Here is a 22,502-nt window from a genome sequence, read left to right on the forward strand (position 1 = left end):
CTGAAAGCTTAATTGCTCATTTGCGTTGCTAGCGAGATTTTGCAATCTCTTTTTTGAACGATTTCTCGTTCGTGCTTACTCACTCGTTGTTCAGTTTTCAAAGATCAATTTTCTTTCGTATTTCTTCGCCATCCGTTTAGCGGCGACTTTTATAATATATCACATCTAGGCTACTCAATGCAAGCTTTTTTTATTTTTCTTTTTTTCTTACTTCGCTTACGTCTTGGTACTGCGTTGGCTTTCGAATGCGAACCGTTTTTAGCGGCGAGAGTTAATTTATCATAGAATCGCAATCAAAGTCAAGCAATAAAATAAGAATAAAAAAAGAACCAGAATAATACCTGATTCTTCATGGGTTTGGTTCGATTAAACGCTCGTATATCTTAACTCTATTTCTGAATTCTCTTCATCAATAAGAACGGCAACTTCTTTAATCAATCCTTTTTTGACAAGCTTATTCAACAGCAAAGGAAGCTCTGCTCTAAGTTCAACTAACTGAGGATGCTGTTGCAGTTCATCCGTGCTTAATGGTTGTTCATTTTCTCTTAGTATTTGAATAAACACCTCACAGCAACGCTCCATTTTCGACATAACCGAAAATTCACACGCGAGTAGAACGAGCTGAACTCTCTGTTTCAACGTTTCCTTACTCATTGTCAGTTCCTCATATAGCTTATACACGCCAGGATTAATCGCACGGATCTGCCTCCATACAGTAATTTCCGGGTGATAGCCATCTTCGATAATAACAATACGAGCCCAGTGATGAAGCGCTTCTAGAATATTATTGTACGCATCCAGCAAATGCTCATCTAAAATGTATTCCTTACTCTGAAGATATTTACGTAGAAAAAGGGAGAATTCAACAAGTAGTTTGTGCTCACGTAAGTCCCCCGGAAACTCGAGTATTCGGTGACGCAAGCCTTCTAAATAAGTATTCTGATCCAGAAGTATCTCCCCTTTTAGCAGCCAGTGAAGGATATTTCGGTTGACGCCATGACGTATCCATTGCTCTATGGAAGACGGATCTACCCATCTTTCTTGTATCCTCGAATCGTCTCTTATATAATTAGTCGTATGATTGTTCAGGCTCAGGTCGTTCGTTACTATTAGAAGTAGCGTATCAAAACCATCTGTCAGTGAAGGAAGTTGCTTAGGATTATCTACCGCCATGACACTAATGATTCTCTGGTCATTTCGGAACTTAAGCAAAAACTGCTCTTTATCGATTCCCATGGGTATCCGAAGCTCCTGTCTCCAAATTGTTTATATCTATTTCTACATCGTAGAAGGAGTTTCCTGCTGATTTCTGTGACAATTCATACAAACATGATAGCTATTAAATGGGGAGGAACAACGCGTGCGTTTCAGATCAAGTAAAGTAAATGAGTTCCGCTTATGGGGTCTCGCCATGACCATGGGTGGAATGCTGCTTATGATTATAGGACTAGCGGGCATCGTTTTTGACTGGGGGAAGGCTGGGCGAATCGTCGCTGTGGTCTTCATGATCATCGGTATGATAAGTATGATGGTAAGTATGGGTATATACTTCTGGGCAGGAATGCTTTCCACATCGGCGACTGTCATTGATTGTCCGGAATGCGGAAGAAGAACGAAGATGCTTGGGAAAACGGATCGTTGTATGTTTTGTAAAACTATTTTAACTGTTGATCCACAATACGACACAACGGCCGAAAACGAAACAGCCGCCACACAAGCAGTTCAAGTCGAAGTGGACAGAGCTCACGAACATAAGCCTCATTGATTGAAAAATAAAAGCCGCAACCCTCTTGGGTTCGGCTTTTTGTTTTGTTATTGCTTAGTTTGTTGCAAAGAATCTTGTATGACTTTCCACGTTGCCGGCTGTTCAAAGCCTCTTCTCCATGAGGCCACTCCTGCTAAATCATACTTTTTCACGAGTTCAAGCCTAGCTTTTATTGATGTTTCATCTTCTAACCAAATACGTATGAGCTTCTCTCCATCTTTGTACTCCACATAGTTCTGCCCTGTTTCGGCCAAGAAAGTAGGAGTTAGTTTTTTATCTTTAATAATCGTCTGGGCGGCTTCCATCGTTAAAGTTTTGGAGGTAACTGTTGTTTTACCACTTTTCGTCTCTTCGGTCCACTGACGCGTATAGAATGGCACACCTAGGACAAGCTTAGATGGTGGCACCTTTTCGCTTCCTAAGAGCTGGGTAACAGACCGCTCTGTCCATGGCAGCGATGAAACGGAGCCGGATTTGGGGCTAGAAGCCCAGTATTCGTCATAAGCCATCAGCATCATATAGTCAACAACTTCGGCAAGAGCAGGTCTGTCATAAAACATGGACCACATCTCATTCGTTGATTTCGGTGTAACGTCAATGGAAACAGCAAGACCCTGTTCATGCATAAAAGGTGTCAATTCGCGGACGAATTGGACCAAATTCTCTTTATCTTTGAGATGCACATTTTCAAAATCAATATTGATCCCCTGCAAATTGTACGTTTGTGCAAAGCCGAGCAACTGTTTGATCATTTTCATACGACGATCATAAGTCGATAGCGCTTGAGACGTTCGGTCGGGTTCAAAGCCATTGCTAAACAACGCCCAAACTTGATAATTGCGTGTTTGCGCCCATTTGACATAGGAAGCGTCAGCCAAGTTCTTAATGCGCCCCTCACCGTCAGCCAGAGAGAACCAGGTAGGGCTAACAACATGTAAGCCGGGCATATCTCCAAGTTTAGAAGTGTCGGGATTCTTCGTAATGACATGCTCCCAAGTGAGATTTAGTTTACCGTTAAGCGGCTTCCAAGGTACATAAGTTGACGCCTGTTCCTGAGCTGGTATCGTTTCTTCATGATCCTCCAAAATATCAGCTTTACGTACAAAGCCTATAGGACCACTCTGCTGCTGTACGCGATACCATTCTCCCTCTACGGATAGGATCATCACTTGCTCATTGTTTGTGATCGTGGAGACTATCGGTGCTTTTATAGAAGCAAATGTCCGCAGCTGAGCATTTTCGGTACCCACATGCTTCCCCCACTTGACGAGGTCGCCTTTTTTGAATAAAAGAATGGCACCTGACTTCTCGGACTCTCTTATTTCAAAAGGATACAGCTGACGAAGAGGCTCGATAGGCACGTAAATGTCATTCCCTTTCTTTTCAACAGGAAAAGATAAGGTGATTGGTTTCTCGTTCATTAGAGCTGAAAGCTCCGTAGTCTTTAACCGTAATACTTTATCTTTTGTTGTGATAATAACGGAATCACTGCTTTTTTCATATATAATCGATGGGTCCATCCACTCCTGTATGAGCTCCAGCGGAAGTTTCAGTCCCTCTTTTTCCCCAATCGCGCTTGTCTTATAATAATTCCCTTGATAAAAAACCGGCTTGCTTAACTCATGATATTCCAGCTCTACCTTCGTCCGGTTAGGCGCTAACTGCTGCCATAAGAAAGCAGCTGCACCCGCGGCAAACATGCCAATACAAAGACCAAATAATAAGAGAATTCTCTTCATAGATCTTCTGCGTTTCGGTTGCTGATCTATAGGTGTTGAATGCAAGGTTTCACTTCCTTTATGCGATATAAAAAGAAAAAAACGTGTTCTTACCTCTCTACATCTGAAAGGTAGGATCACGTTTCATTATACATCATAGGCACAGATAATGAGGAATTCTGCTTAAGTTAATGCTTGGTAATCCCTGTACAATCCGGGCAAACGCCATAAACCTCTAGTCGATAACCGCCAACACGGAAACCTGTTTGCTCAGCAGCGGTAGTCTCTATATCCGAAAGTGGAGGATACTCAAAATCCGAAATCTTCCCACACATATCGCAAACAGCATGATAATGGTCCGTCATATCCGCATCAAAGCGACTCGAGCTGTCTCCATAGGTCAGTTCCCGAACGAGTCCCGATTCAATAAATACTTTAAGATTATTGTAAACAGTCGCAACGCTCATGTTAGGAAATTTCGATTCAAGAGACTTGTAAATGTCATCTGCTGTCGGATGAGTCATGGAGTCCAGCAAAAAGGATAGAATAGCATGCCGCTGCGGCGTCATCCGAACACCTGTTGTTTTCAACTTAGCTAAAGCCTGTTCTAATTGTGCTGCCATGGTACTCACCACCTGATGTTAGTCATTAAAACCTTACATTATATTGTACGTGTGTTAATTGACTTTTGTCAATGATGGTTGCGCATATAGCACCCTTTGGTTATTTATTTTTACGGGAATCTAGTACATACATAGCCAAACCCGCAAGGACGAGGATCACTGATCCAATATACGAGCCCATGAGATCAAAGAGCCCTGTAAACCAACGAGGTTTGTTGCTAAGAAGAAAAAACAATACACCTGCGGCAATGAGAATAACACCTAAGTTTGTGCCTTTGATTAGTTTCTGTAAAGGATCTTCATTGTTATAGAGTTCAGCTGCAAACTCGCCAAGCTCATTGCGCCGATTCACATTATCTGTGGTTTGAAGCGCATCGAATAGATTATAGAAGTAAATCACCGGAATGAACAATGCAAAAAGCGTTACCATTGGGACACTTGTGTCGGACCGAGTAGTGAATGATGTAATAATAAAAATGTCGAGAATGAGAAGCATCATAATAAATAGACCGCGCTGCATAAGACCTAAGTAAAAGTGTCCTGTTCCCGGGACAATGAACGATAGTACGCCTGCGACCCATTTGCGTTTTCTTGGAGCAGGATAATACGGAGGATAGTGCTGAAAAGATGGATTTGGCGAATACTCTGGAATGTGCGGATTGTCTTGGGGTAGATTCATGTGAAAGCCTCCTATCTATTTTTTACAAGTATTGTGTTATTTGCTGGATATACGCTGTGATCTGAGTGATCCCCGAATTTATATGCATAATTTTGTTTATAATCCCTGATTGCATGAGGAGTACAGTCGCTGCTATCGCAACAAAACTGTTCACCCATTGTTTTCTTCTGCCGACTTGAGGATTCTCTACAATCTCAGGAGTTTCAGCAGATTGTACCCTGCGCATCACACGATCCGTCAACATCGGGCTTGGTTCGCTAAGCGGCATCTCGTCCAGCAGTTTATTTAGGTATTGCGTGAGCCGAGTGTCTTCCTGATGTTTGGGATTCATATGCATTCACCTCCAACCATTTTTCTTTTAGCATTGCCTTTCCCCGATAGAGTCTAGTTTCCAGCGTTTTCATGGGCAACCCAGTCACCTCAGACATTTCTTGGTAGGAGAGCTGCTTATAATGAAACAAATACATAATTAATCTATATTTGTCTGGAAGTTCGGAAAGCAGAGCCTGCATACGCTCCTGCTCATCCTTCAGCATAGCCATTTCCTCGGGCTGCTCACGGGCATCTGTAAACCAGCCCTTCATTTTATCGAGCAGTGCTTCATAGGGCTTACGCTTCTGAGAACGCCGAAAGTCTGTCACTAGATTCGTTGTCATACGATACAGCCAAGTTGTGAACTTCGCATCGCCCCGAAAATGAGCTAATGAACGAAACAGCTTAACGAACACTTCTTGAGTTAAGTCTTCAGCAGTTTCCTTATGCCCGACCATGCGGTATACCAGTGTATAGATGTAGCTCTTATGCCGTTCTACCAATACACGGTAAGCATCGGAGTGACCTTGACGGACCCGGTCGATTAGCTGCTCATCCGTCATTTTGTCCATGCCTGACTTCCCCCTTTCTGTTCGTCCAAAAGCTTAGACGCTTCTTATGGGCGGACCCCTTCAATTTTTACTTTTTTCGAGGGTAACGCCTGTAACCCCTTTCATTTGATTGATTTCTTCAAGAACCGTCCCGATAATGGACGGCTTAGGAATAGTGACGTGGAATGTAATTTGAACATGATTCGGTTTATTGTCGCTCTCTTGTTCTTCCATTGAGATCTTACGGATGTCAACTTTCTGTTTACCAAGTAGGGCCGTAATAAGTCCAAGCGTCCCTGGTTGATCAATCGCCAGTATTTTGAGAATACGAATTTTCTTCCCATTAAAATATTTATGTTCCACTTTATTCAATATCCATAAGGAGATGAGCACCATGAAACAAGAAAGAACAGCCGGGTAATAGAAACCAGCCCCAATGGCAAGGCCAATCCCCGCAACAACCCAAAGGGATGCCGCTGTCGTCAGACCCGTAATCGATCTCCCGTTAAAAATAATCGTTCCAGCACCTAAGAATCCGATACCGCTAATAACTTGTGCAGCTAAACGCGAAGGATCTATACGGACATTCACTTCGTTCACAAAAGCACTAAATCCATACATGGAAAGCAACATAACAAGGGCAGAGCCCACACATACTAAAATATGTGTACGTAGGCCTGCTGCATGACTGCTAACTTCCCTCTCAAACCCGATTAAGCCGCCTAGAAAAAGTGCCAGAACTAAACGTATCGTAATATGAAGTTGATCAATAACCCAAGGATTGCTCATCATGTAATCGCTCCCTTTTCTCATACTGATAGTACCTTGTATCACACATGATAGTGAGAACTACGGAATTAATATTTAGGAGATGATGGCCGGCCGTTCGAAAGTGGTTAAGCTAACTCCCGGTGGGACTGTGAATACTCGACGTACGGCGAAACCGAAACTCTCGTATAACTGAATCGCAGGTAAATTCTCCGTTCCGGTGGATACAATAAAACGCGTTGCTCCATTTAACTGTTGATCCATTAGTATATGTTGTAAAAGTGACCTAGCAATCCCACGGCGAAAAAAATTCGGATGCACCATCATGCGGCAGATCGTGACGATACAGCCTTCTCGGGAGTAGGAGATGGCTCCAGCAAGCGTGGGCTCATCATTCACCTGAACGTAAAAGCCATAAAATGTTTCCTCCGCTTCGCGTATGGAGTGGATCCCATCCTTCAGCGGCGGGATGTCATCGAAGCCAATAAGGTCAGCCTCCACGCGATAGGAAGCGATTTGTAGAGATAATAGGACCAAAATATCCTCGTTAGTTTCCAATAGAAGTCGTTGAATGGACATGCAGAGTTCTCCCCTCTCATGATACATGCTAATTAACTGAAAAAAGTGGCGTCCATAACATCGGATCACCACTTCAAACTTAATCATTTACTGTTCAGGCACTCCACAATTAATTTGTTGACGAGTCCCGGATTTGCTTTGCCTTTGGTTTCTTTCATAACTTGCCCGACTAAGAAGCCCACGGCTTTTTCCTTGCCCGCTTTGAAATCCGCTACCGATTGTGGACTGTTCTCCACAACTTGCTCAACAATGGCCTTGATAGCACCTTCGTCGCTGATTTGTACAAGTCCCTGCTCTTCAACGATCTTTTGCGGCTCTTTGCCGGATTCGATCATTTCCTTGAATACGGTTTTGGCGATTTTGGTGGAGATTGTGCCTTTCTCAATCAGACCAATCATCTCGCCTAAGCCCTTACCTGTGATTTTCACATCGGATAGTTCCAGGCTATTCGCGTTCAAATAACCGAGCAGATCGCCCATGATCCAGTTCGAGACCGCTTTGGCATCTTGAGTATATTGCAAGCTCTCTTCGAAGAAATTAGCCAGCTTCATGGATGAAGTGATTACATCAGCGTCATAGCTCGGTAACCCGTACTCACTGCTGTATCTCGCTTTACGCGCGTCAGGCAATTCAGGGATAGAGGCTTTGACACTAGCTTTCCAAGCATCGTCGATATGCAGGCTAACGAGATCCGGATCTGGGAAATAGCGGTAATCATGCGCATCCTCTTTGCCGCGCATGGGTAACGTCTTGCCTTGCGCTTCATCCCAGCGGCGGGTCTCTTGCTCAACTTCGTCACCGCTGCGGAGAATTTCGGCTTGGCGATATTCCTCGTACTCGAGTCCTCTTTGGACGCCGCGGAACGAGTTCATGTTCTTCAGTTCGGCTCTCGTGCCAAATTTCTCTTGCCCGAAAGGACGCAAGCTGATGTTAGCATCGCAGCGCAGCGACCCTTCCTCCATTTTCACATCGGAAACGTCGCAATAGATCATGATCGCTCTGAGCTTCTCCAAATAAGCCCGCGCTTCCTCCGGAGACCGCAGATCAGGCTCGGATACGATTTCAATCAGAGGTGTTCCCGCACGGTTCAAGTCTACAAGTGAGGTGTAACCACCATCAACGTGTGTCAGCTTTCCTGCATCTTCCTCTAGATGAACGCGAGTCACACCAATCCGCTTGCTTACTCCATTCACTTCGATATCGATCCAACCGTTCAATCCGATCGGCTGATCATATTGCGAAGTTTGGTATGCGTCCGGTGAATCCGGGTAAAAGTAGTTTTTACGGTCAAATTTACTATGTGTAGAAATCGTACAATTGAGTGCCATAGCGGCTTTCATCGCATATTCGACTGCTTGGCGGTTAAGTACCGGAAGTACTCCCGGGTGACCTAAACAAACCGGACATGTATTCGTATTCGGAGGTGCTCCGAATGAGGTTGCACAACCGCAAAATATTTTGGAAGCGGTATGAAGCTCTACGTGAACTTCAAGACCGACTACAGTTTCAAATTGGATATCTGTTGCCGACAAAATGAATGCCTCCTTCGTTACTCATGAACTATTAACCTACAATTGCGGGCGCTGCTTATGGTGATCTGTATGCTGCTCGAAAGCGTGGGCTACACGCAGAAGGGTAGCTTCATCCAACGCTTTGCCGATGACTTGCAGGCCAACGGGAAGTTCGTTCACGAATCCGCAAGGTACGCTGATCGCAGGAATGCCCGCCAAACTGACCGGAATGGTCATGATATCGTTCAAATACATCGTGAGTGGATCACTGCTTTGCTCACCGATTTTGAAAGCAGGTGTCGGAGCCGTTGGTCCAATGATGATGTCGAATTTCTCGAACACTTGATCAAAATCTTGCTTGATCAGGGTGCGGACTTGTTGTGCTTTCAAGTAGTAAGCATCATAGTAGCCTGAGCTTAACGCATAGGTTCCGAGCATGATGCGGCGTTTGACCTCGGGGCCAAAGCCTTCGCTGCGCGACATGTGGTACAAGTCCAGCAAGTTGCGAGCGTTGTCTGAACGCACACCGTAGCGCACGCCGTCAAAGCGCGCAAGGTTCGAGGACGCTTCGGAAGAGGCGAGCAAGTAGTAAGTCGCTACCGCATACTCAGAATGCGGCAGCGTCACTTCTTCCCATACAGCGCCTAAGCCTTCAAGCACTTTGAGCGCTTCAAGCACTTTCTCTTTGACGGCAGGGTCGATACCATTGCCCATGTATTCTTTGGGTACGCCGATGCGCAGACCTTTGATATCACCGGTCAATGCGCTGAGGTAATCAGGGATATCCACTTTCGCAGACGTGGAATCCTTCGGGTCGTAGCCGGCGATGGCTTGCAGCAGGTAGGCAGAGTCTTCAACGTTCTTCGTCAGCGGCCCGATCTGGTCGAGTGAGGATGCGAACGCGACTAAGCCATAGCGGGACACGAGACCGTATGTCGGCTTCAGCCCGACGATACCGCAGTAAGCGGCAGGCTGGCGGATGGAGCCGCCTGTGTCTGAGCCCAGCGCGAAGTAGACTTCGCCTGCAGCTACTGCGGCAGCGGAGCCGCCGCTGGAGCCGCCTGGCACGTAATCCGTGTTCCACGGATTGTGGGACGGATGGAAAGCGGAGTTCTCATTGGAGCCGCCCATGGCGAATTCATCCATGTTGAGCTTGCCGATCGTAACGGTTTGAGCATCCTTGAGCTTGCTAACCACTGTTGCATCATAGATCGGCGTGAAATTGGATAAGATTTTGCTTGCACAGGTCGTTTTCAAGCCTTCGGTGACCATGTTATCTTTGATCCCAATCGGAAGGCCGAATAAATGGCCACGTTCACTGCTGCTCGCGAACTGCTCGTCCAACTTGGCGGCAGCTTGTCTGGCGTTCTCTTCATCTAAGGTAAGAAAGGCGCGAACCTTGTCTTCCACTTGCTGAATTCTTGTATAGGATTGATCCACGAGATCGGCAACTTTAAGTTCTTTGCCTTGAAGCTTCGCGTGAATTTGCTGTAGGTTTAAATCAAACAAAGACAACGACAGGCACTTCCTTTCATAATGGTTCTTATTCTAGAACAGCTGGGACTTTGAATTGCCCGTCTTCGTGATCGGGCGCATTCAGCATCACTTTCTCAATAGGCAGCGATGGCTTCGTGACATCTTCACGCATGACGTTGACTAACGGCATGGCATGGCTTGTCGGAATAACACCTTCGGTATTCAGTTCATTCAGCTGCTCGGCATATTTTAAAATGGCATTTAGCTGTTCGGTAAATAGTTCTTTCTCATTATCACTCAGGTCGAGTCTAGCCAACTTCGCAACGTGCTCGACATCTGTTTTCGTTATGCTCAAGTTTTCTACACCCCTTTAATTAATCAGCATTTAGTCATTCTTTTCATTATATCCCAGATATTTTACGAACTCAATCCAGAAAAAACCACAAATCAAAAACCACAGCTTTCTTTTCAGCTTGGATTGGAGGCCGTTGCTAAAAAGAAGCTGTGGTTGAATTTATGGTCAAGAATTATTGGATAAATCCCGTATCCATTGCTTTCGCTTTTTCTTTTAACACGTAATATTTGAGCTTAGCTGCAGCTAAGGCCGTTTCGTTTTGACGGACTTTGATCTCGAACTTATTCAGGTCATGCTTGGAGATGACGCCAACGCTATAGCGAAAGTTCATTTTAGTCAAATCGACCTGTACATCATTCAAGTTCCGCTGTTCTGTGAGAACGGCTTGATACGCATTCTTAGCATCGTTGTACGTCGCTTGTATTTTCTTGGTTAGTTCAAGCTTGGTTTGCTCATTTTTCTGCCCATTAATGGCTAGATTTACGCCTTGATACATTTCACCATACGTGTTCTGGGTAACCGTGTGACCCGTTTCCCATACGGCTTCGTCGATGTTATTGCCGGAAGCTTTCATCTGATAGGAAGCCTTCAATAACGTGGTCGTATCTGTTTCCGAAATGGGATCCAGTGACATGGACTCGATATCCTTGATGACTAGATTCGGGTCGTAGGAAATCCCAATGTCTGTCGAAAGGTGTACTAGCCCCAATCGATAGTTATTAAGCAGCGTTGCGATATCGTCCTTTTGCTTATTGATCGCTTTCTGCACCGTTTGCACATCATCAGGTGAAGCTAACCCTTGCTGCGCGAAAAGTGTAGCTTTAAGTAGATCCTTCTCTATCACGACTTCGTATTCATTCATGAAATCCAGCTGCTTCTTCTGTGCTAATAGCTGCACATATTGCGCGATGGTTTGCAGGCGGATGCCCGCCTTAGCTTCATCTGACTGCAGCAGCGAGTTCCGCCCATCTGTTCCGAGCTGATGCGCTGCTGTGCTCATTTGCGCACGTTGGGAAGATATGATTTTATTCATACCGCCAGCGAGAGCCCCCATCCCCTGCATCATCTGATTCATCGCATTATTTTGCATGATAGTCCAGGCGATATCGGTTGGGTCTGTTAGATTAGGCAGCTGTGGATTCCCCGTGTTGGTCACCTCAGCTGGAGTGCTCGGTAAATGACCTGGCGTCATCGAGGCTGAACCCATTTCGTTCATTTGCTGTTCCAGGTCACCCTTTTTACTGCCTTGAGCAGCGTATTTTAGCGTTAGCAGTGCAAGGTTATGAGAATCTTTCAGTGCTTTATCCAGCACATATGTCAAATCTACGGAAGATACGGTTTCCAGAACGTCTACGTTGACGTATACATTTTGAGTTGGATCTTGGACATTATCGGCGAATACGAGAGCTTGCGTTGTGCTTGAAAGGAGTAACAGGGCTGCAGATAAACTTATGAGCGTTTTTTTCAAAAAAATCGCTTCCTTCCTCTTCGATTATAACGTGATATTCGATCCGGATGGCAATACAGCTTGCGTGCCCGGAGCGGCATCTTTTGATTTCTTTTTAGAGAAGATAACGAAACGAGTTAACAACATAGCAATGAAATAAGTGAGTGCACCGGTCAAAATCAATGAAACGCAATCATGCCAAATGACAGAAAAGTCATTTCCTTTAACAAATACGTTGCGTACGCCATCTAAAAAATAAGTGAGCGGAAGCATATGCCCGAGCACCTGGAGCACCTTAGGCATGGCTTCGAATGGCCAAGTGAATCCCGATAGCATGAACGAAGGTACCGCAATTAACATCGCTGTTTGCGTCGCCCCAAGCTGATTGCTCGAGAATAAGCTGATTAAATAACCGATACCGCTGACGGCAAAAGTAAAGCTTACAATGATGGCCAAGCCGACAAGCAAACTGCCGCTCATGGGTGCACCAAAGGCATACAATGCGATGACAAAGGTAACAGCTGTGTTAAAGAAATTGATTAAGAAATAAGGTGCTGTCTTCGCGTAAGCGATGCGCCACGGATTTCTTCTCCATGCCTCGAACCGCTGCCACGTTCCTGCATCTTTCTCGCGAGTGATGGTTAAGGCAATACCAAGAAACAGAACTTGCTGCAAAATCGCACCAACTAGTCCGTACAACATAAAGTCGCTGTAGTTGAAAGCTGAATTGTACATAATGCGATAGCGGAAAGGAATTGGAGAGAGTGTGTTCATCACTTCTTCATTCTGAAGACCTTGCTTTAGTTGGAGCTTTTTTTGTGAGTACCCCATGCTGAAAGTTGTGATCACTTCGTTGGCTCCTTTGGTAGCGGAGTTCGAAATCATCATGTTGCTGCCATCGATCAGTGTAAGCAGCGGCAGCGTTTCGCCATGCTTCAGCTTCGCTTCGAAATTAGAGGGAATGACAAGGCCTACCTTGGCTTCTCCCGTTGAAAGCGCCTGTTTCACCTCTTCCTCCGAGTGGTATTCCTTCTTGATCTGGAACGTTTCACTTTGTTCGAAGGCTTGAATAATTTGACGACTAAGAGGACTTTGGTCTTCATCGATAACAACAGTGGCCATTTCGGTCACTTTATGGTGTAAGTAAATCGATCCGAACAGCACCGTATAAAGAATCGGAACGAAGAACAAGATCAGAAAAAGACGTCGGTCCTTCAGAATGTGCTTCCATTCTTCTGTAATTAGCTTGCCAATCTGAAGATCCATCTCCTTCATCATCCTTCCGTTTTACCGTTCCATTGCAAGGTCATCCCTGTTGTTGCTGTGTCTGGCAATGTGTTCAGCTCGATTTTGATCCCAAACGAACGAATGTCCGTTTCGCCTGAGGTTTGTGTCGCTTTCTTGATTGCGAAATCCGGCGCAGCCGCTACGGCTTTAACGGTACCAACGACTTTCTCGCCCGTTGACAGCATGGTCATGCTAATGTTGTTGCCTACTTTCAGTCCTGCTATAGATGTCTCCGGCAAGTAAAACTTAGCCCAACGTTTCTCCGTCGACTCCACCGAGAGAACGGGGAATCCGGAGCCTACAAGCTCGCCCACCTGTGCAGATTGAGTAAGTATGACTCCATCGGCTGGTGCAACCAACTCTGTGTAGCTCAAATAAGTCTCCGCTTCCAGCTGAGCCGCTTTCGCTTGCTGTTCACCGGATTGCGCCGATTGAATTGCACCTTGAGCTTGCTGTACAGCTGCCGCTGCCGCCGCTACATCGCCCTGTCTCACTTGCACATTTCCGCGATTGGCCTCAGCCAGCTTCAAGGTCGCTTGCGCTTGGGCTAGCAAAGCTTCCGCTCCGCGAATTTCTTCCTCCCGCGGTCCTTGATTCGCCATGTTTAGCTGCTGCTGTGCCAGATCGCGTTTCGTTTTGGCTTCTTCGTAGCTCACCTTCACTTTATCCACATCAGCTTGAGCAACAAGCCCTTGCTCCAGCATCGCTTTCATCCGATTCAAGTTTTGCTCAGCTATGGTGTATACTTCGGAAGCCGCTTGGAACTGAATCTCCGCTTGCTTCTTCTCTTCCGGACGCGCCCCATTATGAAGCCCGTCAACTTTGGCCTGTGCCGCGCTAACTGCCGCTTTCGCCTGTTCGACTTGCTGCTCGGCTGTATCAGCCGTCACGTTGACACCGGCAATGCCCTGCTGCTTTTTCGCTTGAGCTGTCGCGGTGGCTCCTTGCGCCTCTGCGATCTTGCCTTGTGCGAGCGCGACGGCCGCTTTGGCCTGCTCGACTTTAGCCTCAATCTCGGTGCTTTGCAAACGGGCCAGCACTTGCCCTTTTTTCACGACATCCCCTTCTTTCACGAGGATTTCGGTGACTCTTCCGCCTACTTTGAAGCTGGCGCTTACTTCGTTCGATTCAATATAAGCCGTAGGATGCAGCTGGTTAACGACATCTGTTTGGCTAGTTGCCTGTTTGGTTGTTAAAAGAAATGCACTCGTTCCGATGACAATCGCCATCGCGGAATAAACCATTGGTCTAATAAAACGCATAATTACCCCTCCATGAAATAAAAATGAAAAAATTACTGGATCAGAAAATTAGCAAAATACAACTGCAGTGTGCTCATAATCCGCTCGTCGGTTAATGGCGTGTTCTGCTTCTGCTTCTCCCAATCAAAAACTAAAGCGACATACAGTTTGAATAAAATGAAAGAAGTCATTTTCGGGTCACAGTTCTTCATCGTGCCGTTATGTATCGCGCGTTCCATATGTTCACTCATGAACTGGATCACTTCTGTTTCGATACTGGCCATCGCTTCAATCGTTACCGGACTGCCAAATTGTTGAACCTCGTGAGCTAATTGGATGAGCAGCTCATGTTCTTTGCGAAAAACGAGAACTCCATAAATCGCACTATGAATTTTCTCGAAGGGTGTAGCCCCTTCTGCAATTGCTTTATCGGCGACTGCTTTCATTTCGGCAATTAATGACTGTACAATTTCATGCAAAAGATCTTCCTTATTGGAGAAAAACGTATAGATCGTCGCTTTGCCGACACCGGCAATTTTGGCGATTTGATCCATCGTTGTACCTTTGTACCCAAAAAGTGAAAAAGATTTCTTCGCTGCTTCCATAATCAACAATTTTTTGGCATCCATATGCGCACCTCAGAACTAAAATACTAAAATAGTTTTGTGTTCGGATATTAATGTACCACCATTTCATGATTTTAGCAACATCATTAAAAAACAAAACCCGCACTAGTCAGCACTAGGCGGGTGTTTGATGAAACATGTATTAAATCCAGGCCTTCAGGCCGATTTGTTTAATGAAGTCTTCAGTTGATTGGACATCTTTGTCTCGTTCTACTTCCTGTTGTCCATTTGTCTCACCGTTCATAATTCTACGAAACAGTTCTTCGTTCTTCGTTGCAAGTGCGAAATCAATTAACGCTTCTCTCTCGACTTGGTCCGCCTGCTGATGGAGAAGAACTTCTTCAAGCTCGATATCTGACGCAGGTACGTAATAGTGTTTATTATCCTTGGGGACACGTACGACGTAATCGAAAATGTTATCGTTATTCCGGTCGTAAGCAATAATATATCCATATCCGCCTATTGGCAGATTCTGTTCTAAACTATCGGCAATTACTATTATTTTTTCACCAAGACGAAGCATCTGAATTCCCCCCCACCTATATAAGCCCACAATCTATATGTCAACCAGACTTATCCTCTACTCTACTAAAAAAAATAGTTTGTGTCCAATTGATAGAGGGATCATTAGTAAAATACGCAATTATTTTTGGAATGAGATGGAAGAAGGTATAATAAATGAAGGACTTTAAATGCTTGTATCTGAATGAATAACAAGGAGATTCCACATGAGCGAGAATACCACTAAGAAGCCACGCCCGTCTTTGACGGAAGGCCCGATTGCCAAGACGTTGATCTTATTTTCTTTACCGATTCTGTTAGGTAATGTGCTCCAGACGCTTAATGGTTCTATCAATGCCGTATGGATAGGCAAGTACCTTGGTGAAGGTGCGCTTGCGGCGACATCCAATGCCAACATTATCATGTTCTTCTTAATTAGCTCTATTTTCGGCATTGCAATGGCCGCCGTTATCATGATTGGTCAAAATCTCGGCGGACAAAAGGTAGAAGAAGCTAAAAAAGTTGTCGGCACCAGCGCCGTCTTTTTCCTCATTCTTTCCATCGTCGTTGCCTTATTCGGGCTGCTTTTCTCCCATACCATTCTGGGGTGGATGAATACACCTGCGGATGTTAAGGACCTTGCCGTTACGTACACGCGAATCATTTTCGCCGGTGTTCCATTTATGTTCGGCTTTAATCTCATTATGGCCATATTACGGGGTTCAGGCGACGCCAAGACTCCTTTCTATTTCCTGTTATTGTCTGCCGTTCTGGACATTGCGTTGAATCCATTGCTCATTCAAGGCATGGGGCCTTTTCCGAAAATGGGAATAGCCGGCTCGGCTGTCGCTACCTTTGTGGCACAACTAATCAGCTTCGTGCTGTTGATTGTGTATTTGTATCAGAAAAAGTATTTTCTGCGGATTACGAAAAAGGATATTCCCCTGCTCCGCATTAACTGGATGATCATACGGACGCTGATTCAAAAAGGACTGCCGATGGGATTAAATATGGTCGTGGTTTCCCTAAGCAACTTAATTCTCATCCATCTGGTGAACTCCTATGGTTCTGAATCGACCGCTGCCTTCGGCGTTGCGATGCAAATATCGAGTTATGTGCAAATGCCAGCTATGGCGATTGGAGGGGCTGTAACTTCCATGGCCGCGCAAAATATTGGTGCTGGGAAATGGGATCGGGTGAATCGAATTACGTGGACCGGTGTTGGGGTTAATATCATGATGACGGGACTGATTGTTGCTCTTCTTCATTTGTTCAACCGTGAGGTCGTCAGTTTCTTCCTTCCTCCTGAGGGCAAAGCGATCGCAATTGGGGTACATATTAATAATATAACGCTATGGTCATTTATTATATTTGGCGTATTTAACGTTGTTGCTGGCGTAGTTCGTTCTGCAGGGGCCGTTGTGTTCCCGCTTATTGTTGCCTTTATTGCTCTGCTGCTTGTACGAATTCCGCTAGCTACTATACTGGCGAACAAATATGGATTTGATGTGATCTGGTGGAGCTTTCCGGTTAGTTTCAGTGTAGCGGCTGCATTGAACTTGCTTTATTATCGCTTTGGTAAATGGAAGCAGGCGAGGATGCTTACGAATAGGGGCTAAAAAAAGTCTGCTGAGCCAGTTTAGGGCTTAGGCAGACTTTTTTTGTCACGAAAATCTATTCGTTCCAGAGCTTCACTCTATCTTTCACCAACTGTGTGAATTGTTCACCCAATTTCTTCACGCCGACTTTCTCCAGGTCTGCCATGAAAGCATCCCATACTTTATCAAAGTCTTCCGGCTTCGCTAGAATCGCCTCTGGGATCCGTTTTTTCATAATATCTTCGGATTTTTGGAATGTGACTTGTATGTCGGAGCCTGTTGGCATCGAAATTCCCCAAGCAGCGCCGTACTTTCTAACTGGGAATTCACCATCTTTTGGCCACAGATCCTTATAAGTTGTAACATTATAAGCTTTCAATGTTTCAAGGTCTGCTTTTGTATAGTTCTTTTGGATTTGTTCAGGGAAATTAGTCGTATAGTAGTTGCCGGTAGGATCTTTAACTCCATCACCATAGCGTGCGGACAGAAAGTAGTTTCCGATTCCATTTTCTTTCTTATAGCCGCTCGGATTGTTGGTTTTTTTATCCTGAGCTTCAGGTGTAAGTACACGCTTGCCATTTTCCACCTTGTAGTCGACGCCTTCAATGCCCCAGTTAACCAATACTTGGCCTTCATCCGACGCCAACCAATCCAGAAACTTGATCGCACGAACGGGATCTTTCGCTTTCGTTGTAATACCGATTCCCCAGCCTGCTAAATAACCTGTATCCTGGAAGGAGTGATCTTTAATATTTTCATTCATAGTTACTGGGAAATGCGCATAGGTTTGATCCAACTTACCGTCTTTCTTTAAGACGTTTTCGCCGTCGCCGTACTCCCAATTTTGGTCAATCAGACCAAGCACTCGGCCGCTGGCTACTTTCGCCTTATATTGATCGTATTTTTGCACAAAGCTTTCCGGATCGAGCAGTCCAATACTGTTCATATGATTAAGCCATTTGAAATACTCTTTTTCTTCAGGACGCAGGAAATGGTACTTGGCATCATACGTATTTTGATCGATATTGAATTCGCCGTCATCTGTAGCTCCTGTTGTGGTGACCGCCGGGTTCGTCACAGAGATCAGAATACGCCAGTCGTCTGCAAGCAAAGACAGTCCGACTGTTGGTTTTCCATCAATGGTTGGATGCTTTTCTTTGTAAGCTTTTAAAGCGTTCTCATAATCCTGCACGGTCTTGATTTTCGGATAACCAAGCTCTTTTAAAACCTGATGCTGAAGTTCAAATCCACCTCCAGCATCAAAATACTTTTGGTTCACTCCTGCGGATGGAAGCACATAAATAGCGTGATTATCATTGCTGTAACGGAGCCTTTTAAAATAATCGCCATACACTTTTTTGATGTTCGGACCGTATTTGTCGATGAGAGGCGCAAGATCCACCATAGCACCGGCATCGATTAGCTTTTGCACATCACCTTTCCCACTTATCAGATCAGGGTATTCACCGCTGGAAGCCATTAGAGCAATTTTTTGATCTGCAGCACCTACCGGGAATTCTTGTTTAAGCGTTACTCCGGTTTCTTCTTTAATTTTCTTGCCAACTCCGGATTGCATATCGTCCCAATCTGCATTCGGATCAGCGCTAAACATAGAAAAAGTTATCGGTGCCAATTCATTTGAACCAGCATCCTTCGTACTGCCTGGTGCTGAAGATGCAAGATCTGAAGTGTCTTTGGAACAGCCCGTCACGGTTACGATAGCTGCAGTAAGCAAGACTGCTGTTATTGTCGCGGCTTTCTTTCTCATGGTTTGTTGTCCTCCCTTTATATGTACAATCTATTGAATCACAGGAAACCCTGTTATTACCACAACCATTTAACTCTTTACAGCACCAAGCGTAATCCCTTTAACAAAATATTTTTGTAAAAATGGATAGACAAGTAAAATGGGCACGGAGACAACCATCGTAATCGCCATTTTAACGGACTCTGGTGAAACCTTCGCCACATTATGCATAACATTGGGATCGTGTGATTCGTTGCCGCTTTGTGTACTCTGGAGTACTTTCATTAATTCATACTGCAGGGTGGTCAAATTTTCATTCGAACTGTTATATAGAAATGTATCAAACCAAGAGTTCCAATGTCCTACAGCAATGAACAAAGCAATCGTTGCTAGTACTGGCTGACAGAGCGGCAATATAACCTTCCAATAAATAGTGAAATCATTGGCTCCATCGATTTTTGCCGATTCTTGCAAAGCATAAGGCAGCCCATCCATATAAGATCGGATTATGAATACGTTCCAAACTCCGAGGATACCAGGGATGATATAGACCCAGAACGTATTAATCATGTGCAGATCACGCATCAACATATAGCTAGGAATCAAGCCGCCTGAAAAATAGAGTGTAAGTGCAAACAACATGGAAACCGGTTTACGAGCTTGGAAATCTTTACGTGACAAAACAAAAGCGACCATCGATGCACTACCTACACCTAGAATGGAACCGATTACTGTACGCAGCACGGAGTTTTCGAAGCCTTTGATTAGACCTGGAAAACGAAAGATAGACTGATAGTTTTGCAAGGTGAAAGCGCGAGGCCAAATATGTATACCGCCTCTCACCGTATCAACAGAATCATTAAAAGATATAGCTAATACATTCAAGAAAGGATATAAGGTAGCAATTGCTGCTAAAATCATAACCATATAGAGAAACAGATCGAAAACAATATCGAAGTAGTTTCTCCTGAGTAATGCCTGCATGCTCCCACCTCCAGTTGGTTTTTCTTTCGTACAATTTGCATCTTTAAGCATAAGATCTAGATAATAGTTTCTTTAGTAACTTTCTTATAGATGGTATTGGCTGTTATGACAAGAACAATACTTACGACTGAACTGAAAATACCAACCGCGGTACCAAACGAAAATCGTCCTAATTGAATCCCATATTTAAGCGCATACAATTCCAACACTTCCGCATAGTCGAAAACGAGCGAGTTTTGCAGCTGAAACTGCTTTTCAAAACCGATGCTGATCAAATTGCCAATCGACAAAATGAATACAACCATGAATGTGCTACGAATACCTGGCAACGTAATGTGCCAAATGCGACGAAATCGACCCGCGCCATCCACGGTGGCTGCTTCATACTGCTCCTGATCTATACCCGCCATGGCGGCAAGGAAAATGATTGAATTCCACCCGGTTTCCTTCCACATATCCGAAGCGGTTACAATCCCCCAAAACCAAGTGCCTTTGGCCATAAACTGCACAGGTTGATCGATGATATGAAACTTCATAAGCAGTTCATTAACTGCACCTCCGTCAATAGACAGCATCTTGGTTACCAAGCTGGCTACAACAACCCAAGATACGAAGTGAGGCAAATAGGAAACGGTTTGAATGGAACGTTTGAACAATTGCCCCTTGAGCTCATTCATCAGAATGGCAAACACGACAGGTACTGTAAAACCAACGACAAGCCCCATGATACTCATACCTAGCGTATTCTTTAATGCGTTGTAAAACCGCTCATCCATAAACAATTGTTTGAAGTTATCGAATCCGACCCATTGCTGCTGCAGAATCGATTTCCCAGGCTTGAATTTCTGAAAAGCCATAAGCCAACCCCACACAGGCACATAATTAAAGATGATCACGTAGATGACAAAAGGGATCGACATCATATAGAGATAACGCTGTTGAACCATCGTTTTCCAAAACTTCGTAGACTTCTTCCGATCCGTAAGGGGGATGGTCGTCTCCGTAGATAGCGTTTTCATAGAATCCCTCCGTTTGTCTTATATTTCTATCATACTGGATCATTCCCATTCAAAAAACCATCCAAATTCAGCTTCAAATCATGTCAAAACAGCGCTTTCAAATCGTTGGTTTAACAGGGAAGAAATAAAAGAGATTGCCTTCCTATCCAGCTCTCAGGCTAGAAAGGAAGGCAATCCGTTCAATTCTTCTTCCCTTTATACGAGGAAGGCGATTCGCCTACATATTTCTTAAACTTGCTGTGAAAATAGTCTACGTTAGGGTATCCAACACGCGTAGCAACCTGATGCACCTTGTGCCCTTCGCCCAACAGCTCGATCGCTTTCTGGATGCGGATTTGATCCAGATAGGTGTGAAAGTGTGCGCCGGTATAGTTTTTGAAGATTTTACCCAAGTATCCGCTCGTATAATTAAACAACTCCGCTAACGTATCCAGCTTCAAATTTTCAGCATAATGCCGCTCGACGAAATCCATGATCTGCTTTAATAGAGGTTCATTACTAGAGACGCTTATCTGGTTCGTTAAATCACACAACTGCTGACGGATATGATTTTGGATGGCGGACAAGTTCGGCTGCTCATAAATTTGCGCAATGATGGACATAGTATTCTGCACGATTGTATACGTTTTATCATTCTGTCCAGCCAGCTTGTTCAATACCATCGAGATCAGCTGTGCATAGTTCGTTTTTAAGCCATGTTCGCTGCTATCACAGGCGATGAACTCTGTTCCTGCAACTTGGAGCCAGTACACCAAGCTTTCTTTATTCCCCATATCCATCGAGTAGTAAAGCTTCTCAGCTAAGGAGACGATATCTAAATTAGCCGGTTGCTCACTAGATCGATTGATATCATTCTTGGCAATAAGTTCATCACCAAAGAGAAAATGGCTCGTTAGCAAGTTCACTGCTTCTCCGAAGGAAGTGCTAATTTCTTTACTCTGCTTAACTACACGACCTATGGCACCATGGAAGATATAATCAGGCAAAGCTGCCTTAATCTCACTGTAAACACGACTCCTTGCTCCTTCATCCACTATGGGCTCCGTTAGGAGAACACCGATATAGGGGTTCGCTGCAAAGACAATACCTCTATGCTTATTAGTCTCAAACAAAACAGTTAAACGTTGTTGGATCACGGCGTATATACGCAGATCAGCCCTTTGTGACTGGGCAAGCTGGAGCAGCAGTATTTGATACCCTTCCGCAGATGCTCCAATTAGAGTTTCAACATCATGAGGAATAGATTGCTGATCAACATCCGCTGCTAATAAAGCTTGTATGGATTCCTCTCTACGCTGCGAATCACTTTTTACACCTAATTGGGTTAACTCCTCTTGCTTCTGAAGATACTTATAAATGCGCATTAATTCAACCACAATCTCTTCCTCATCCACAGGCTTAAGCACATAGCCATCCACCTGTCCGACAATTGCTCTCTTCGCGTAATCGAAATCCGCATATCCAGTGAGGATAAGAAACCGGCACGAAGCATCCGTTTTGCGAATTTCCTCAATGACCTGCAGCCCATCCATCACCGGCATACGAATGTCAATAATAATTAAATGCGGCCCCAACTCCGCGTACTTGCTCATTGCTTCTCGGCCGTTCATCGCATCGCCTACAACCTGGAAGCCATAATGCTCCCAATCGATTAATGTCTGCAGACCCGCGCGAATCATAGGTTCATCGTCAACAATTAATACTTTGTACATGAT

22 protein-coding genes are annotated in these 22,502 nt (G+C 44.7%); 2 read left to right on the forward strand and 20 right to left on the reverse strand.

Annotated features, from left to right (window positions below; genetic code table 11):
• Positions 1–366 precede the first annotated feature (366 nt).
• Positions 367–1,236, reverse strand: coding sequence for a nucleotidyltransferase-like protein (locus tag AC58U0_RS33990; protein ID WP_497383139.1), 870 nt, complete (start codon positions 1,234–1,236; stop codon positions 367–369).
• Between the two features lie 124 nt (positions 1,237–1,360).
• On the opposite strand from AC58U0_RS33990, the gene AC58U0_RS33995 reads away from it, so the two are divergent.
• Positions 1,361–1,765 (forward strand): DUF2614 family zinc ribbon-containing protein, encoded by a 405-nt coding sequence (locus AC58U0_RS33995; RefSeq protein ID WP_497383140.1) that lies wholly within the window; start codon positions 1,361–1,363, stop codon positions 1,763–1,765.
• A gap of 47 nt (positions 1,766–1,812) precedes the next feature.
• Here AC58U0_RS33995 and AC58U0_RS34000 read toward each other — a convergent pair whose 3' ends face one another.
• The 15 genes from AC58U0_RS34000 to AC58U0_RS34070 form a co-directional block, all read right to left on the reverse strand.
• Complete coding sequence (locus tag AC58U0_RS34000; protein ID WP_497383141.1) at positions 1,813–3,549, reverse strand: glycosyl hydrolase family 18 protein; 1,737 nt, start codon at positions 3,547–3,549, stop codon at positions 1,813–1,815.
• 122 nt (positions 3,550–3,671) lie between these two features.
• Positions 3,672–4,106, reverse strand: a complete 435-nt coding sequence (gene perR / locus AC58U0_RS34005) for a peroxide-responsive transcriptional repressor PerR (RefSeq protein ID WP_171640648.1) — start codon at positions 4,104–4,106, stop codon at positions 3,672–3,674.
• A 100-nt stretch (positions 4,107–4,206) separates the two neighbouring features.
• Positions 4,207–4,785, reverse strand: coding sequence for a hypothetical protein (locus tag AC58U0_RS34010; RefSeq protein WP_497383142.1), 579 nt, complete (start codon positions 4,783–4,785; stop codon positions 4,207–4,209).
• Positions 4,786–4,807: 22 nt separating this feature from the next.
• Complete coding sequence (locus tag AC58U0_RS34015) at positions 4,808–5,116, reverse strand: hypothetical protein (protein WP_497383143.1); 309 nt, start codon at positions 5,114–5,116, stop codon at positions 4,808–4,810.
• On the reverse strand, positions 5,067–5,669 hold the full coding sequence (locus AC58U0_RS34020) for an RNA polymerase sigma factor (RefSeq protein WP_497383144.1): 603 nt from the start codon (positions 5,667–5,669) through the stop codon (positions 5,067–5,069). The genes AC58U0_RS34015 and AC58U0_RS34020 overlap by 50 nt, the downstream gene beginning before the upstream one ends.
• A gap of 60 nt (positions 5,670–5,729) precedes the next feature.
• On the reverse strand, positions 5,730–6,437 hold the full coding sequence (locus AC58U0_RS34025) for an MgtC/SapB family protein (RefSeq protein ID WP_497383145.1): 708 nt from the start codon (positions 6,435–6,437) through the stop codon (positions 5,730–5,732).
• A 75-nt stretch (positions 6,438–6,512) separates the two neighbouring features.
• On the reverse strand, positions 6,513–6,995 hold the full coding sequence (locus AC58U0_RS34030) for a GNAT family N-acetyltransferase (protein WP_497383146.1): 483 nt from the start codon (positions 6,993–6,995) through the stop codon (positions 6,513–6,515).
• Between the two features lie 83 nt (positions 6,996–7,078).
• A complete protein-coding gene (gene gatB / locus AC58U0_RS34035) occupies positions 7,079–8,530 on the reverse strand; it encodes an Asp-tRNA(Asn)/Glu-tRNA(Gln) amidotransferase subunit GatB (RefSeq protein WP_497383182.1) in 1,452 nt (483 codons plus the stop codon).
• A 33-nt stretch (positions 8,531–8,563) separates the two neighbouring features.
• The gene (gene gatA, locus AC58U0_RS34040; RefSeq protein ID WP_497383147.1) at positions 8,564–10,021 is read right to left on the reverse strand and encodes an Asp-tRNA(Asn)/Glu-tRNA(Gln) amidotransferase subunit GatA; all 1,458 of its coding nucleotides are present in this window, start codon (positions 10,019–10,021) and stop codon (positions 8,564–8,566) included.
• A 28-nt stretch (positions 10,022–10,049) separates the two neighbouring features.
• Positions 10,050–10,337 (reverse strand): Asp-tRNA(Asn)/Glu-tRNA(Gln) amidotransferase subunit GatC, encoded by a 288-nt coding sequence (gatC, locus tag AC58U0_RS34045; RefSeq protein ID WP_057305138.1) that lies wholly within the window; start codon positions 10,335–10,337, stop codon positions 10,050–10,052.
• A 172-nt stretch (positions 10,338–10,509) separates the two neighbouring features.
• On the reverse strand, positions 10,510–11,805 hold the full coding sequence (locus AC58U0_RS34050) for a TolC family protein (RefSeq protein WP_497383148.1): 1,296 nt from the start codon (positions 11,803–11,805) through the stop codon (positions 10,510–10,512).
• A gap of 24 nt (positions 11,806–11,829) precedes the next feature.
• Complete coding sequence (locus tag AC58U0_RS34055) at positions 11,830–13,050, reverse strand: ABC transporter permease (protein WP_497383149.1); 1,221 nt, start codon at positions 13,048–13,050, stop codon at positions 11,830–11,832.
• 8 nt (positions 13,051–13,058) lie between these two features.
• Complete coding sequence (locus tag AC58U0_RS34060) at positions 13,059–14,333, reverse strand: HlyD family secretion protein (RefSeq protein ID WP_497383150.1); 1,275 nt, start codon at positions 14,331–14,333, stop codon at positions 13,059–13,061.
• A gap of 32 nt (positions 14,334–14,365) precedes the next feature.
• A complete protein-coding gene (locus AC58U0_RS34065; RefSeq protein ID WP_497383151.1) occupies positions 14,366–14,941 on the reverse strand; it encodes a TetR/AcrR family transcriptional regulator in 576 nt (191 codons plus the stop codon).
• Positions 14,942–15,080: 139 nt separating this feature from the next.
• Positions 15,081–15,461 carry an ATPase gene (locus AC58U0_RS34070; RefSeq protein WP_497383152.1) on the reverse strand — a complete coding sequence of 127 codons (381 nt, stop codon included), beginning with the start codon at positions 15,459–15,461 and terminating at the stop codon, positions 15,081–15,083.
• Between the two features lie 205 nt (positions 15,462–15,666).
• On the opposite strand from AC58U0_RS34070, the gene AC58U0_RS34075 reads away from it, so the two are divergent.
• A complete protein-coding gene (locus tag AC58U0_RS34075) occupies positions 15,667–17,058 on the forward strand; it encodes an MATE family efflux transporter (protein ID WP_497383153.1) in 1,392 nt (463 codons plus the stop codon).
• A 55-nt stretch (positions 17,059–17,113) separates the two neighbouring features.
• Here the strand turns inward: AC58U0_RS34075 and AC58U0_RS34080 are convergent, their stop codons facing one another.
• From AC58U0_RS34080 to AC58U0_RS34095, 4 genes are all read right to left on the reverse strand, one after another.
• A complete protein-coding gene (locus tag AC58U0_RS34080) occupies positions 17,114–18,805 on the reverse strand; it encodes an ABC transporter substrate-binding protein (protein WP_497383154.1) in 1,692 nt (563 codons plus the stop codon).
• Positions 18,806–18,874: 69 nt separating this feature from the next.
• Positions 18,875–19,768, reverse strand: a complete 894-nt coding sequence (locus tag AC58U0_RS34085) for a carbohydrate ABC transporter permease (protein WP_497383155.1) — start codon at positions 19,766–19,768, stop codon at positions 18,875–18,877.
• Positions 19,769–19,824: 56 nt separating this feature from the next.
• A complete protein-coding gene (locus AC58U0_RS34090; protein WP_497383156.1) occupies positions 19,825–20,787 on the reverse strand; it encodes an ABC transporter permease in 963 nt (320 codons plus the stop codon).
• A 179-nt stretch (positions 20,788–20,966) separates the two neighbouring features.
• Complete coding sequence (locus AC58U0_RS34095) at positions 20,967–22,499, reverse strand: response regulator (protein ID WP_497383157.1); 1,533 nt, start codon at positions 22,497–22,499, stop codon at positions 20,967–20,969.
• Positions 22,500–22,502 lie beyond the last annotated feature (3 nt).

This window comes from Paenibacillus sp. J31P190 (assembly GCF_059692075.1).

Bases quoted from the DNA above. Each gene is read 5' to 3' on its own strand.
- AC58U0_RS33990 (WP_497383139.1), bottom strand. From the start codon at position 1,236: ATGGGAATCGATAAAGAGCAGTTTTTGCTTAAGTTCCGAAATGACCAG.
- perR (WP_171640648.1), bottom strand. From the start codon at position 4,106: ATGGCAGCACAATTAGAACAGGCTTTAGCTAAGTTGAAAACAACAGGT.
- AC58U0_RS34010 (WP_497383142.1), bottom strand. From the start codon at position 4,785: ATGAATCTACCCCAAGACAATCCGCACATTCCAGAGTATTCGCCAAAT.
- AC58U0_RS34015 (WP_497383143.1), bottom strand. From the start codon at position 5,116: ATGAATCCCAAACATCAGGAAGACACTCGGCTCACGCAATACCTAAAT.
- AC58U0_RS34020 (WP_497383144.1), bottom strand. From the start codon at position 5,669: ATGGACAAAATGACGGATGAGCAGCTAATCGACCGGGTCCGTCAAGGT.
- AC58U0_RS34025 (WP_497383145.1), bottom strand. From the start codon at position 6,437: ATGAGCAATCCTTGGGTTATTGATCAACTTCATATTACGATACGTTTA.
- AC58U0_RS34030 (WP_497383146.1), bottom strand. From the start codon at position 6,995: ATGTCCATTCAACGACTTCTATTGGAAACTAACGAGGATATTTTGGTC.
- AC58U0_RS34055 (WP_497383149.1), bottom strand. From the start codon at position 13,050: ATGGATCTTCAGATTGGCAAGCTAATTACAGAAGAATGGAAGCACATT.
- AC58U0_RS34060 (WP_497383150.1), bottom strand. From the start codon at position 14,333: ATGCGTTTTATTAGACCAATGGTTTATTCCGCGATGGCGATTGTCATC.
- AC58U0_RS34065 (WP_497383151.1), bottom strand. From the start codon at position 14,941: ATGGATGCCAAAAAATTGTTGATTATGGAAGCAGCGAAGAAATCTTTT.
- AC58U0_RS34070 (WP_497383152.1), bottom strand. From the start codon at position 15,461: ATGCTTCGTCTTGGTGAAAAAATAATAGTAATTGCCGATAGTTTAGAA.
- AC58U0_RS34075 (WP_497383153.1), top strand. From the start codon at position 15,667: ATGAGCGAGAATACCACTAAGAAGCCACGCCCGTCTTTGACGGAAGGC.
- AC58U0_RS34080 (WP_497383154.1), bottom strand. From the start codon at position 18,805: ATGAGAAAGAAAGCCGCGACAATAACAGCAGTCTTGCTTACTGCAGCT.
- AC58U0_RS34085 (WP_497383155.1), bottom strand. From the start codon at position 19,768: ATGCAGGCATTACTCAGGAGAAACTACTTCGATATTGTTTTCGATCTG.
- AC58U0_RS34090 (WP_497383156.1), bottom strand. From the start codon at position 20,787: ATGAAAACGCTATCTACGGAGACGACCATCCCCCTTACGGATCGGAAG.
- AC58U0_RS34095 (WP_497383157.1), bottom strand. From the start codon at position 22,499: ATGTACAAAGTATTAATTGTTGACGATGAACCTATGATTCGCGCGGGT.